Source organism: Planctomycetia bacterium (assembly GCA_034440135.1).
GTDB lineage: Bacteria > Planctomycetota > Planctomycetia > Pirellulales > JALHLM01 > JALHLM01.
Window position 1 is genome coordinate 1 of sequence record JAWXBP010000496.1, and the last position, 13,533, is coordinate 13,533.

10 protein-coding genes are annotated in these 13,533 nt (G+C 60.1%); 5 read left to right on the forward strand and 5 right to left on the reverse strand.

All coding sequences use genetic code 11. The features are described 5' to 3' along the window. The 3 genes from SGJ19_28105 to SGJ19_28115 all read right to left on the reverse strand — a co-directional run. Nucleotides 1-546 (reverse strand): hypothetical protein (locus SGJ19_28105; GenBank protein ID MDZ4784129.1); only part of this gene is annotated, 546 nt, incomplete at its 3' end. Next, complete coding sequence (locus tag SGJ19_28110) at nt 509-2,416, reverse strand: hypothetical protein (protein MDZ4784130.1); 1,908 nt, start codon at nt 2,414-2,416, stop codon at nt 509-511. The genes SGJ19_28105 and SGJ19_28110, both read right to left, overlap by 38 nt. 290 nt (nt 2,417-2,706) lie before the next feature. Next, nucleotides 2,707-4,485: an alginate export family protein gene (locus SGJ19_28115; protein ID MDZ4784131.1), complete on the reverse strand. Its 1,779-nt coding sequence runs from the start codon at nt 4,483-4,485 to the stop codon at nt 2,707-2,709. Between the two features lie 414 nt (nt 4,486-4,899). Between SGJ19_28115 and SGJ19_28120 the strand changes: the two genes are divergently transcribed. After that, entirely contained in the window at nt 4,900-5,961 is a 1,062-nt protein-coding gene (locus tag SGJ19_28120; GenBank protein ID MDZ4784132.1) for a hypothetical protein, read from the forward strand. A 293-nt stretch (nt 5,962-6,254) separates the two neighbouring features. On the opposite strand, the gene SGJ19_28125 is transcribed toward SGJ19_28120, so the two are convergent. Together SGJ19_28125 and SGJ19_28130 are read right to left on the reverse strand one after the other, a co-directional pair. After that, nucleotides 6,255-7,628 (reverse strand): hypothetical protein, encoded by a 1,374-nt coding sequence (locus SGJ19_28125; GenBank protein ID MDZ4784133.1) that lies wholly within the window; start codon nt 7,626-7,628, stop codon nt 6,255-6,257. A 121-nt stretch (nt 7,629-7,749) separates the two neighbouring features. Next, a complete protein-coding gene (locus SGJ19_28130) occupies nt 7,750-9,240 on the reverse strand; it encodes a hypothetical protein (GenBank protein ID MDZ4784134.1) in 1,491 nt (496 codons plus the stop codon). A 364-nt stretch (nt 9,241-9,604) separates the two neighbouring features. Here SGJ19_28130 and SGJ19_28135 point away from each other — a divergent pair, with 364 nt between their 5' ends. The 4 genes from SGJ19_28135 to SGJ19_28150 form a co-directional block, all read left to right on the forward strand. Next, entirely contained in the window at nt 9,605-10,585 is a 981-nt protein-coding gene (locus tag SGJ19_28135; GenBank protein MDZ4784135.1) for a DUF1559 domain-containing protein, read from the forward strand. 43 nt (nt 10,586-10,628) lie between these two features. After that, nucleotides 10,629-11,021 carry a hypothetical protein gene (locus SGJ19_28140; protein MDZ4784136.1) on the forward strand — a complete coding sequence of 131 codons (393 nt, stop codon included), beginning with the start codon at nt 10,629-10,631 and terminating at the stop codon, nt 11,019-11,021. A gap of 64 nt (nt 11,022-11,085) precedes the next feature. Next, nucleotides 11,086-12,408 (forward strand): hypothetical protein, encoded by a 1,323-nt coding sequence (locus tag SGJ19_28145; protein MDZ4784137.1) that lies wholly within the window; start codon nt 11,086-11,088, stop codon nt 12,406-12,408. Nucleotides 12,409-12,570: 162 nt separating this feature from the next. Then, nucleotides 12,571-13,533, forward strand: a 963-nt coding sequence (locus tag SGJ19_28150; protein MDZ4784138.1) for a carboxymuconolactone decarboxylase family protein, incomplete at its 3' end; no start/stop codon positions are given.

Genomic DNA, 13,533 nt, shown 5'->3' on the forward strand with positions numbered 1-13,533 from the left:
GGACATCATCATCATGCCGCCCCCCGGCCAGGTCGTGAAATTGCGGGCGAAGTTATTCGACACAAGATTTTTGTCAGCCAGGTTCACCAGGTTATCGCCCGTCATCTCCCCCTGCGTCCAAATCGCCGGCGTAAGGCCGCTGTTGTTGACCGTCGTGTTCAGGTCAGTGATGTTGACGACGTTGTCGCGATTCACGTCGCCAGGGAGAATGGTGACGCGGAAAATGAAATCGCCGCCTGCGACTTCGTTTCCAGAGGGCCACGTATCCGAGCTTGCCGACGAAAGCGCAGCCGGATTTGCCCACTCGCCGTCGAGGGCGTTGCCATAGCGATCGGTAACTGCATCGTCGAGAGTCAACACAAGTTGGTCGGCGGGGAACGCCGTATTGAACGTCCACGTCGCAGTCTTCACGTTGTCGTCGTAGTTGAAGGTTCCGCCCACGAAGGAATAGGTCGACCCGGAAACGGCACTGGATACTGTCAAATGATCGGCTTGAATCAGCACGTTCTCATTGAACGTGATGATGATCTGATTTGGCGAAGCCACGGGCACGGTCTTCAGTTGCTGGCCTGAGCCGGCGGGAACGGCGTAGTCCGCGTGATTCACTTGGCTCGAACTGCTCCCGATCTTGAAGGACGTAACTTCGGGCGGCGCGAACTTGTCGGCCAAATCGACGACGTTCACGCGCTTGTACGTGCCATACGAGGGCGTGATGCCGTTGGGATGCGCCAGGTTGCTGGGAATGGGCAGCACGTCCCGTCCGGTGTAGTTGTCGACCACGGCGACGCCCGTCTCCTTCATGATGTCGACATACTCCGTCATCGAAAGCCGCCGGCCCTAGTATCGCTGAGATAGTTGCTGCGCGAGCAACGCAATCCCTGACACGTAGGGCGCCGCCATGCTTGTGCCGATGCGTGTGTGAGGAATGCCCCCTGGTCTTGGATCCGCGGCAGTAATGGCGCCTCCAGGCTGCCATGGCGACCAACAACTGTAGCCATGTCGCGGGCTCGGGCGCGTTGACCACTCCCTCCCCAAAATGGTTCCTCACCGCATTGAGGTCCGCGATATCAATGACTCCATTGCGGTTGGCGTCCGCGCCGAGTCCGTGGTTTTGCAACCCAAAGTCGTTGCGCACGGCGTTGAGGTCAAGAATGTTCACGATGCCGTCGCGGTTCGCGTCCCCCTCGATGCGGGGCGGAACGCCCTCGATGACATAAACGCGTCCGCCCCCGTCCGCGTACGGCGCGCCGATCACGAAATCGTTGGCGAGCGTGGCAATGGACCAGCCGAAGAATTCGAAGGGATTGCCTGATGGATTGGGAATCGAAAGCAGTAACTCACCGGTCCAGCCGTCGAAAAGAAACGCGGCACCACTTTGAACAACGCCGTCGGGGCTATCTCCGCGGGCTGACACCAGGATGTCGTCGCCGATCAGAGCGACGGCCGAACCGAAGTCGTCCAACTCTCCGGGATTGGGATTCGGAAGATAATGAAGTTCATCGCCGGTCGACGTGTCAAACACATGGACGGCTCCGGCGCTATACATCCCGGCAGGCGAATCGTGCCGCGCGCCGACGACGAGAATCCTTTCGTCGACGACGAGGGTTTCGCCAAACCACTCGGAAAGGTCGTTCAGATTCTCAGCGCGGGGATTGTAAATCTTTTCGATCAATGCTCCGCTCGATTCCTCGAATACCGCCACGCTTCCCAAGATTTTTCCCTCGGAATCTCGATCGAGGAATTCGCCTACGAATATCTTGCCGCCCGCGAGACCTATCGCGGAACTGTCCGAGGCACCAAACAGATCGTTCACAAACGGAATGGGATTGGGAACGCTCAGCACGACGTCGCCCGACGCTGGGTCCATCAAAAACACTTCCCCCGCGTTCCTGGCCCCTTCGAAGTCTTGTGACGATGCGCTGACAAACACCTTGTCGCCGACCGCGGTGAGCGAACCGGCGAAGGAATCACTAGTTTGCGGCTTCGGGCTGAGCAGCGTACTCAGATGGGAACCGGTCGCTCGATCGAAGACATAAACGCCATTGGGCGGGTTGTCAGCCGCCACGAGCAAATAGTCGCCGACAATGGACGTGCTGATGCCGAACTGATGACGCTCGATTGGATCGGGGTCGTGCAGTGTATGCCGGAGTTCGCCGATGGCGCTGTCGAACGCGTATGCGCGACCCACGAACGGCATGTTGTCCACCGACGTGTTGCGAGCCCCGACCAGAATCGTCCCGCTGGCAACGCTCAACGCGTCGCCAAACGCGGAGCTAACAATCCCGTCGGGATTGCCAATCGTCAGCAACACATCCCCCGGCGCGGCCGCACACCGCTCCGCACAGCACACAATAGCGACCACTACCGCAATCAGCTGCCGCGTACCTATCGAATTCCGCCAATCCAGCCCATTCATGGCCCAGGTCCTCAAGGGGCGTTAGTTAACTCGGACCTCCGCCACGCGCCATTCAATATGTTCATCCCCGCGGCCCGCGTCAAGTTTGTTTCGCGCTTGCATGGTGTAAAGCGCCGCACTGAGATTTCTTGGTTTCCATGCGAAGCGCTTCGGCGCACCGCGCAAAATGAACCGCCGCGGGAACTCTCGCCCCCGCGGCGGCATTGGCACTCAGTTTCTTTGTTACGAACTCGCGCGAGGCGTTTACTTAACTCCGCCTCGCCTCGCGCTTGTCAATCACTCTCTCCCGACTAGAACTGCACGGACAACTGCGTATACACGAAATCGGCGTCCTGTCCGTTGGAACCGTTCGTGGCCAGACCGGCCGTACCGTTCTGGATCACGGCGCTGTCGAAGTAATCACCCGCGAAGAAGTGCGAGTAGCCCAGCATGACGTCGGCCCGCGGATTGAACTTGTAGGTCAACAGCAGGTCGATTTCCTGGCCGATGTCCTTGCCGGCGCTCCCGGTGGGATCCTGGTAGATCGGCACGCCAGCCGCGTTGTACAAGGCGTCGCGCTCTTCCTCCAGATAAAACACGTGATACCAGCCCAAGAGCGTGATCTTCTCATGCAGATGGAGCAAGCACGTAGCGTTAATGTCCTGGATATTCTGCCGCGCGATGATATCCATGAACCCGAAGTACTTGTGACCCAGCGGAAAGTACTGATTGAATGTCCCGTACTCGCCGTCGTTCGGATCGGCGTCGCCGGAGGCCCAGTCGTAGTACAACCAAACGGTCGGCTTCCACTTCACGCATTTCAATTCGCGGCCCAAGCCGACCACGTAATACCCGGCCTGGATGTCCTGATTGCGGTTGTAGTCGCCGAACTGATAGCCGCCTTCGACCTCGTGCAACCAGTCGCCGTTGACGAAGTACCAGCGGGCGCCGAACAGGTTGGGATCGTACCCGTTGACCACCGTGCCCGAGGGCTGCGTCACGGGATCCTGCTCGTCGAGCCGGAGGAAGAAGGTCTCCAACGTCTGGTTCGCATCCTTCTTGTACGTCGCATACGCGCCCATGAACTCTTCACTTTGATTGGGGTTATCAAAGTTATGGTCGTCCGGCAAGTGCTGCGAAAACGGCACGTTGCGGGTCCAGAAGAAGTCGGCGCTGAGCTTTTCGCCCTTATACATCCCCTTCAGGCCGTCGAACGTGCGGCGGGTATTGGACCAATCGAGCGGCGAAATCAAACGTTGATTGCCGTAAAGCAATTCCTGGCGACCGCCGCGGACCCAGACGTCGGCGTTGTCGCCGTCGAGCGCCCGCACGTCGGCAAACAGGTTCAACATGTCCGCGCGATTGACTTCGATGTTGCGCGGCTGCAGGTTCTCATGTTCGCTCTGCGCGTCAATCGCTTCCGCGTACAGACGCAGCCAGTCGCCGTATTTCGCATTGGCGAACAGCCGCGTGCGATAGAGTAAAAAGTCGTCGTCACGGCCGCTGAGCGGCTTGGCGCGCATGTTATGTTCGCTGTGCTGACGCATGCGGAACTCGCCGCCCACGCTCACCACCCAGCAATCGCCAAGGTGCATCTGCTTGAAGTTGTCTCCCAGCAGGCAGCCCTTGTAGCAGGGGTCGTCGATGTACGAGAAGTCGTTGTCGTAATACAACGGCTTGTAGGCCGTCGCGGCGGCCTTCTTGGCTGCTTCAATCTTTTTCTTGTCGCAGCCGCATTCGTCCTTGCCAGCGCCGCATTCGTCCGCCTCTGCCGCGGCCGCCGCTTCGTCGCCGGGAGCTTCGGCCTCCTCCGCGACGGGCGGGGCGACGTCAGCCATTTCCTCTTCCATCGCTGGGGGCGGTTCCGGGGCGACCGGCGCCTCTTCGACTGTCGCTTCCTGCGACAGGATCGGCGTCACGCTTGACTCCCTCGCGGGACGCGCGTTTTGCCGGGCGTAGTCCAAAATGGGGTCAGGTTGCTGGAATTCGCCGGACACGGTCTGGAACGCAATCGCGTTCTCATCCGCGTTGGCGGCCGGACAGCTGCTCAGCAGCGCCCAGCTCACAGATACTGCGATGATCCGTTTCATGAATCGTTCTACCTTCCCTGGAGGAACGTTGAGGCGGTCGTTTGCGTACGCGATGGACGTCGCCAGGCCGAAAACGTGCGTCCTGAAAAACGCTTCAAAGGACACCCACACGTTCGGGCTATGCCACATGTCCGCCTGCGTTTTGAAATCGACCGCTGAACACGGCAAATTCGCTGGCACCGGCTTCGTATGTTCCCGCTGGAACAGCCCTTAGAATTGGCACGCCGCACTTCGGCAGAGCGAATCCACTAGGCCCTGCCACCGCACCTGCTGTGCGTCGGATTGTGCGGGAAGTAGTGTGCAAACGGCATTTATGGCTTGTATCGAGCATCGCTGAGATTGACCTCGGCCCTTTCTTCCGCACAGAATCAACGCGGCGGGCAGCAAGACGGACATCCTGGGAAGGAGCAACTCATGTCACGACAACCATGGATGCTGGTGTGCGCGCTGTGGACGGCAAGTTGTGCGGGAATCAACGCACAAGACAGGGCGGCGCCGTTCGATCGGGGCCCAGCGATCCTGGTCGAGCTGCCCCCTCAAATGATCACTTTGCCGTCGGTGTACGCGCGGCCGACGATGTTCGACACGCCTCTCGCCGACCTCATCCTGTCGAACCTGCAGGTCTTCCCGGCGAACAACGCCTGGAATCAGGTTGTCGCAAATTGGCCGCTGCACCCGAACTCCGCCGCGATGATCAGCTCCATCGGGCGCGACAAGGTGTTTCGCTACAACACCGATATGGGTTTTATCCTGGTCCCGCACTTTCAGCGCCGCATCAATGTGGAAGTGGGAATCTATGCCGATGAATCCGATCCGGGTCCTTATCCCGTCCCGAGTAACGTGCCGATCGAAGGCTGGCCGGTCAACTATCAACGCGATCCGGACCTGCGGCATCTGACATTGCAGGACGTGCAACGCGATACCATCGGTGAAGGGGGCGACCGCCACGCGATTGTCGTCGATCCGGTGAACCGAAGGTTGTATGAGTTTTACAACATGAAGCTCGTCGGCACGCGCTGGCATGCCGCGCAGGCGTCGATCTTCGATCTGAAATCGAACGCGCTCCGCCCCGCCGGCTGGACCTCGGCCGACGCCGCCGGACTGCCGATCTTCCCAGCCGTCGTGCGGCACGATGACATCCAGCGCGGCATCGTGCGGCACGCCATGCGCGTTACCGTTTCGCGGACGCGTCGAGCATACGTTTCCCCAGCGCGGCATTACGCCAGTTCGTTGACCGACGCCAACCTGCCGCGGATGGGCGAGCGCATCCGGTTGAAATCCTCGTTCAACGTCAATTCCTTCTCCCCGCCAGTGAAAGCGATTCTCCGCGGGCTTCAACAATACGGCATGCTCGTCGCCGACAACGGCATCGATTGGGCGATCTCCGTCACACCGGACTCCAGAATCCCCGTCCTGCACGACGAGCTACGCCGCATCCACGGCAGCGATTTCGAAGTCGTCACGCCGCCGCAATAGCGGCTCGACGGCCCACCGGAGACGAGGACTCAGGCATCGATGCTCGACACATCTTTTTCCGGGAATCCGAAGGCAACCACGAAAGACACGAAAAGCACGAACGATTTTTTGGAGGATTGGTGCGTGGGGCAACGGCCAATTGAACGTCGGCTCGACGGCTGGCAATAGATGAACCGCCAAATCTTTTCAAGCATTCCACACTTTCGTGTTTTTCGTGCCTTTCGTGGTTCCTTCTGAGATGTGTGGAACTACGCGATCACCGACCTCGGCTACAGAGGGCGCGATCGTCGGCGTCAATCTTGCGCCGGCTTCAACCGCTGCTCGGTGAGATCCACCCGGTACATCATCTGGTTGTACTCATACAGCGGCGTCTGGCGTTCGTTGCCAGAAAACGTCGCCGTGTACGTGCCTTCCAGGTAAAGATAGCGCCCGGCCGTATCGCTGAAATACGGGTGCTGCGTCGGATTGTAGAAACTATATTTGTCGTGCGTAATGATCTTCACTGCGTCGCGCCACGGGCCTTCCGGGCTCTGGGCCTCGGCATACCAGGTCTCGCCCAGATAAGAACTCGCGCCACCGGATTCGCAGAAGATACTGATCCATTTTTTGCGCGCCGGAGACCAGGCCACGTGCCCGTGGTGCGGGTCGATCTTGGTCCCCGTCGTCGCCTCGCGGAACTTTTCGTCGGCCTTGACGCGTTCGTAAGTCCGGGGATCGCGCCAAGCTTCGTAGTTCGCCGGCATACGCAACTCCGGCGTCGCCTCGCCGACATAGAGCCATTCTCCCTTGTCGTCCGTGTGCGTGAAGCAATGTCCTTCGGGCGCCAGCTTGGCATTCTTCGGAAACGCCAGCACTTCGCGAAAAACTTGCTCAGCATCATTCCATTCGCACAGCCCGCGCTCATCAACCGTCAGTGACCCTTTGATCTTCAGGTACGTGGCGACCAGGTGTTCTTCGCCGCTCTCGTCGTTCAGCGTGGTCATCGCGGTGAGCCACACGGGCCCCTCAGACTTGAACGGCGTCAAACGTTTCACGAAGCCGTTGCCGTCGCCGAAATACGTCAGATTAACGCCCAACTCCGGTGCCAGCCCGCCGCTGGCGGGAAGTAGGGACGTGGCGCCCGTCGTGGAAAAATTGCCAAGCGGATAGCCAATGCGATTCGTATCGCCCCAAATCCAAAACAGCCGGTCGCGATAGAGGCAACAATGCGTCGTATCGCTCCCGGCGACGGACGCATTCAGCAGCGGATGCTCCAACGGCGTGGCGTGCCCCAGTTTCACCGCGTGCTCATACAGCCCGACGCCGGTGATGCGGTAGAGCCGCTCGGCGATGTTCTTCCGCTGAATAGTCAGTTGCTCGGTCGTGCCGGGCGTCACGCGCAGTCGCTTCCCGTGCATGCCAAAGCCATCGGCGGCGTACTCATAGCCATGACTGCTGACGGCGAGGAAAACTTCCTGGTCGACGAGCGCCGCTTCGTCGATCGCCGCCAGTCCGGCGTTGTCGGTGTAGTAGCTGGTGCCGGCAACCGTGCGCAACTCCACCAACGGCACGCCGCGCCCCGTCGCCTCGTCGACAACCCGAATGCCAAACGGCGCAGCGCACACGGCCTGAACGCCGACGATACAGAACGCCACGACCAGCAGCGCCACAGATCCGTTACGTGACATCATTCGTACTCCTATTTCAGCGCCGCGCACAAAAAGCCCAGGGAAGGCCCCCAAAGATTTGCCTATCATCCAAAGTCAACGGAGGCCTTCCCTGGGTCTAGCGGCAACCAACGTCTAATCCCTACTCGCGCGGCCGCACCAGCCGATAGCTCACAAACGCCACGCTCCGGCTATCCGGCGACCACGACGGCACGTTGATCGTTCCCTGCCCGCCGAACAGTTTGGCCAGCACGCGGATTTCGCCCCCGGCAAGCGGCATCAGTCGCAGCATCACGTCTTTGTTCTCGGGATGCCCAGTGACGTCCTTCTCGTAGGACAAAAACACCAGCCATTTGCCATCCGGCGACGGATGCGGGAACCAATCGTTGTACTCGCCGGACGTGACCTGGCTCTGCTCCCCGCCGTCGGCGTTCATTTTCCAAATCTGCATCCGGCCGCTACGAACGGAATTGAAATAAATCGTCCCATCAGGTGCATAATCAGGACCGTCATCGAGTCCCTCGGCGGTCGTCAGGCGGAGCTCCTCGCCGACGTTGATCGGAATCGTGTAGACATCGTAGTTGCCGTCGCGCTCGGCGCAATACGCCAGCGACTTCCCGTCCGGCGACCAACCATGCCAATACGAAGGCGCCAGCGGCGTGACGCGGCGCGGCTCGCCCCCCTTGGCATCGACGACAAAGATTCGCGAAGGTCCGTCCGTCTGATCGCTGATCGCCAGCAGATTGCCGTCCGGCGACAGTCCATGGTCGTTGTTGTTGCGGACCGCGCGGCCTGTGTTGATCGGCATCGGCGTGCCGCCAGCGACCGGAATGCGATAGATGCCGCCGCCTTGGTTGAACAGCAGCGACTCGCCGTCGCGCGACCAGTTCGGGGCTTCGATGTGATCGCGCGTGTGATAAACCACGCGACGATCGCCGGACGAGATCGCCACGGTCTCCAGCGTGCTTTCCAGCACGGGCTCACCGTCGCCGGAAGCTTCTGCGACGATTTCGACATTAGTGAATACCGCCTTTTCCAATCGCGCATTGTCATGCGCACAAACCGCCAGCCCAACATAGAACGGGTCTGTCAACTTGAGACGGAACGTTCCGCCAGCCGGCTTAAGTGATTCCCCCTCGGCCGCGATCGACATCGCAACATACTCGCCAATCTTTTCGATGCGCAATCGCCGTGGTGCCGTGGCGTTGGCCTGGATTTCCCGCGTTGGCTCGCCCTTTGCCTCACGATATTGCAACGAAGTCAGGCCGTCGGCATGCAGCGCCGCATCGGCGTACGCGGAGTCGTGGTCCAAACTCTGGCGGATCAACAAGCACGCCTTGCGATGCGGGTCGCCTCCGTCACCCAGCAACTCGATGTCCGCCGCGAGCGAAACATCACCCGACATCTTTTTCCAGACGTAGTGCAGCCCGTCTTCCGCGAACCACATATTGGCGCCGCTGCCCGAGACAGTATATGTCCCTCGAGCGGCGTCGAACAAAGCGCCGCCGGCATGCCCGACCTGGCCGACGTCGTGGCTTTGCTCAAAGTCGCCGATGGCGTCATCCGCCGAGATCGAACTTATCATGGTGAGCGACAAGACCGAGGCCATCAGGACCATCATTCGGCCAGACATGGGGGACTCCGAATGTAAATCGAAGGAGGGTGGGACGCAGACGCCAACTCAACAAAGCCCAGCGTAGCCGCGCCCGTATCGACGGAAAAGTATCGGGCCCAACACTTTAGATGCACACACAAAACGCCTGCAAAACTGGCATTGACAACCGCGCCAAAATTCCCGGCAAATCGTTGACAACCCTCCAAAGGTATGGTTTACTGTGCCTTGGACACGGTCATCTGGGCCGTTTCCGCACGTTCGACTTTTCCTTGGGTCATGAATGCCCATGGCAAGCCTTCGCGGCTTGCCATGGGCTTTTTTTATTGGCCCGTTCGGTTTGCTGCTTCTCTCATCTCGATCTTCACTTCCGGGAGCGTGGGTCATGGTCAGGCCAAAACGCGGTTTTACGCTCGTAGAGTTGTTGGTGGTCATCGCCATTATTGGCATCCTGATCGCCTTGCTGTTGCCCGCCTTGCAGGTGGCCCGCGAGGCCGCCCGCAGAATCAGTTGCACCAACAACCTGAAGCAGATGGGGCTGGCGGCGCACACGTATCACGCCACCTACAACTGTTTTCCGGCATCGGGGACAGTGACGACGGGGGGCGCCGGCAACGGCGTCGACGGATTGTCGATCCAATCCCGATTGCTGCCTTTCATGGAACAGGACGCGATCCACAAGTTGGTCAACTACAGCGTCAACTACAACGATCCCCTCAACGACCGGGCGCGGTTGACGACCGTGAGCTCCTACATCTGCCCCTCGGACCTCGATCGCTTGCCGCAGGAATTGGGCGGGCGAACCAACTACTACAGCAACCACGGCACGGGCATTATTTGGGGGCTGCCTTCCAAGACCTCCGGCTCCACCAACTACGGCATGCCGACGCCCAACGGCGTCTTCTTTCGTAATAGCTTTATGAAGATTGCCCGAATTCGGGATGGCGCCTCGAACACGGCGGCCTTCTCGGAGCGAATCCTGGGGGACGGCAGCAACGCCATCATTTCGCCGGAGTCCGACACGTTCAAACCCGGGACGTACCCCGCCACGGCCGATGAAGCCTTGGAACAATGCCTGGCGATCGACACCACCAACGTGGCAATGCAGGGTTACTCCAATGTAGGCGCTCCTTGGCTGCAACCTTATCATTCGACGACGGCTTACTTTCATGTCGCGCCGCCCAACAGCCGTTCCTGCATGTATCCTCCCGGACGCATCATGACAACGGCTGGCAGCCGCCATCCCGCGATGGTGAATCTCGTGCTGTGCGACGGCTCAGTGCGTACCGTGAACGATACGGTCAATCTGCTGGTTTGGCGTGGATTAGGCACGCGAGACGGCAAAGAAGTCGTGGGCGAGTTCTAGAACACCACCATTCAAACAATCTACTATGAATACTTCCCGAAGAATGAACGTCCGAGGCGCTGCCTCGTTCCTGACGATCGCCGTCGGCGCTTTGCTTTCCGCTGCAGGTTGTGGCGGGTCGGATGCGCGGTCGCTGGCCTTGGATCCGGCCGCCGCCAAACAATCCTTGGAAAAGGCCCTCACGGCCTGGAAGTCGGGGCAAACGCCGGATTCCTTGAAGACCAGCGATCCGGCGATCGTCGTCGGTGACTGGACTTGGTCGCAAGGCTACAAGCTGACGAGCTATAAGGTGCTGAACGAGAAGAGCCAGGGTCCAAACCTGTGCTGCACCGTCGAACTGGTCGTCGTGGCGCCAAAGGCCCGCGCCACGAAACAGACGGCGTCGTACACCATCACCACGAGTCCGCAAGTGACGGTCATTCGTGACGATGTTTAACAAGATGCGTTGAACGGCCCGTTTCGCACGCCCGTTGTACCTTTCAGCCAGCTTGGATCGCCGTATGAAGACCTGGGGAACCTGCGCCTTTTGGCTCGCACTGATTCTATCCGCGCCGTGCGCCCTCATGGCGGACGAGGCTCCCGCCAATGCGGAACCCAAAGCCGCGCCGCGCAAGCGGCCGGAGATGAAAGCGGCCTTGGAGCAACTCAAGCACCGGAAGTCGCGCTTGGCGTTGCCGCCGGCGAAAGAGGGTGAATCGACGGTCAACAACGGCCGCGCACGCGCCTATTTTTTGCCCGCCGAATGGCAGACTCCCAACACGCAGAATGCTCAGCGTTCTTCCAGCGGTGTGCGCGGGCCGAGTGATCCCGCGATGACGTTGGACTACGTCTTCACCGTGGAACTCTTCTGGATCGCCTGCCGCATCAACAATTTTCACTACTGCCTCGGACATCAGGAACGCAAACTGGCGTTGGCGGGACTAGACGATGACGCGATCGCGCGATTGGACACGGACTGGCGCGCCTTCGACCCCCAGGAGTTTGCCGCCTTCGGCTTTGCCCGCAAGCTCACGCTCGCGCCGCACGAAGTGACGTCGTCCGACATTGAAGGCTTGCGCGACCATTACAGCGACGCCGAAATCCTGGAGATGATCTACCACGTATCGCGCTATAACGGCACGAACCGCTGGACCGATTCCACGGGAATTCCTCAGGATGAGCGTGCCGGAGAAGAACACAGCGTGATCGACACGCCGACGTCGGCCGAGTTTTCTACCCGAGAGAGCGGAGTGCTGCCGGATCAATGGGTCAAACGTCCCCCTTTGGAATCCCGCAGCGATGTGGAAGCGGCCCTGTCCCAGGCCCGCACGAGAGAGCCCCGCGTAGCGCTGCCGGACACGGAACAGGTCCGGCAGTCGCTGCCGGCGGATTTGGCCGATCAGCCGCTCACGAGTTGGAAACGCGCAATCATGCAATTTCCCACGACCGGCAGCGGCTACATCCGGACCTACCAGGCAATGCAGCGCGTCGGAAAAATCCCAACCTTGCTCAAGGCACAGTTGGCCTGGATCGCGGCGCGCCATGATCGAGCGTGGTACGCGCTCGACGACGCGCGGCGCCGCTTGACCGAACTGAGAGTTTCAGCCGATCAGCAATTCGCGCTCGATGCGCCCGCCGCGAGTGATTTCTCGCCCGCCGAGTTGGCCGCCTTCGCCTTCACGGAAAAGCTTACAGTGTCGCCGCAATTGATCTCCGATGCCGATGTGGCCGCCTTGCAGGCGCACTATTCCGACTTTGAAGTCGCCGAGATCATTGCCATCACCTGCAGCGCGGCCACGTTCGATCGGTTCACCGAATCACTGGGACTGAAACTGGAGGATTAGCGATCGCGTGCGACCATGCGGCGTACGTGTGTCGTCCGAGAAATACCGTGATGATGCTTCGAACATCATCCTGCTGACCGCGACCCTTTGTCGCGCTGGATCGCACATTCTGCGACGTTCGCAAATCTTGTCTACATATCTCCTTCGCCCAAGAGGTTCCTCATGAATCGGCTCGCTTACGCGCTTGCTTCGTTCGGTTGCGCGCTTTTTTTCGTTCCAGGCCTGGCCGGAGCCGATGATGCCGCGAATGCGCCGCGGCCAGTGCCGTTGACGCGTCCCGAAATGAAAGGAATGCTCGAAGACATGAAGGGGCGCACGCCCCGTATTCCTTTGCCGGAGTTGACGGCGGAAGAAAAAGCAAAGGAAGCCGCTGATCCGCGCGCGTTCGGCTACGAGGGTCGGCTCCGCTCGCTCTATTTGCCGGATGGCGACATGCGGGTTTCCTTGAACTTTTCCGGCAGCCCGCGTGGCGGATTCGGCTCCGGTAACAACCGAGTCCAAGTCGAGCAGGACCCCGCGCTGACGCTCGACTACAAATTCAAAACGCAGTTGTTCTGGATCGCCTCGCGCGCCAACAACTGCCAGTACTGCCTGGGCCATCAGGAATCAAAGCTCTTGTCCGCCGGCATGCTGGAAGACGAAATCGCGGCGCTGGATGCCGACTGGTCGAACTTCAAACCGGCCGAGCAGGCGGCCTTTGCGTTGGCGCGCCGCTTAACCTTGGAACCGCATCTGTTGTCCGACGCCGACATTGATCGCTGCCGGGAGTTCTACACCGGACCGCAAATCATTGAGATGGTCATGTCGGTCGCCGGGAACAACTCCATCAATCGCTGGAAAGAAGGGACCGGCGTCCCGCAATCCGCCAACGGCGGCAATTTCGGACGCGGACAGCAGGCCGCCCAGACGTCGGAATCGCACGGCTATCTGACGCCGACGTCCGACAAATTCCAAAAAGCCAAGACCGTGGTGGCGCCAGTCGTCCTGACCGACCTGGCGAACTCCTCGTACGGCGCCACGGTTTGCGATCGCCCCGCCTTGGAACCGATGAGCGAAGTCTTGACCCGCCTCGAAGCTGCCCGCCAGCGCGAACCCAGGTTGCCGTTGGTCGACGAAGACAAGGCC

Bases quoted from the DNA above. Each gene is read 5' to 3' on its own strand.
- SGJ19_28140 (MDZ4784136.1), top strand. From the start codon at position 10,629: ATGAACGTCCGAGGCGCTGCCTCGTTCCTGACGATCGCCGTCGGCGCT.
- SGJ19_28125 (MDZ4784133.1), bottom strand. From the start codon at position 7,628: ATGTCACGTAACGGATCTGTGGCGCTGCTGGTCGTGGCGTTCTGTATC.
- SGJ19_28145 (MDZ4784137.1), top strand. From the start codon at position 11,086: ATGAAGACCTGGGGAACCTGCGCCTTTTGGCTCGCACTGATTCTATCC.
- SGJ19_28135 (MDZ4784135.1), top strand. From the start codon at position 9,605: ATGGTCAGGCCAAAACGCGGTTTTACGCTCGTAGAGTTGTTGGTGGTC.
- SGJ19_28115 (MDZ4784131.1), bottom strand. From the start codon at position 4,485: ATGAAACGGATCATCGCAGTATCTGTGAGCTGGGCGCTGCTGAGCAGC.
- SGJ19_28120 (MDZ4784132.1), top strand. From the start codon at position 4,900: ATGTCACGACAACCATGGATGCTGGTGTGCGCGCTGTGGACGGCAAGT.
- SGJ19_28130 (MDZ4784134.1), bottom strand. From the start codon at position 9,240: ATGTCTGGCCGAATGATGGTCCTGATGGCCTCGGTCTTGTCGCTCACC.
- SGJ19_28110 (MDZ4784130.1), bottom strand. From the start codon at position 2,416: ATGAATGGGCTGGATTGGCGGAATTCGATAGGTACGCGGCAGCTGATT.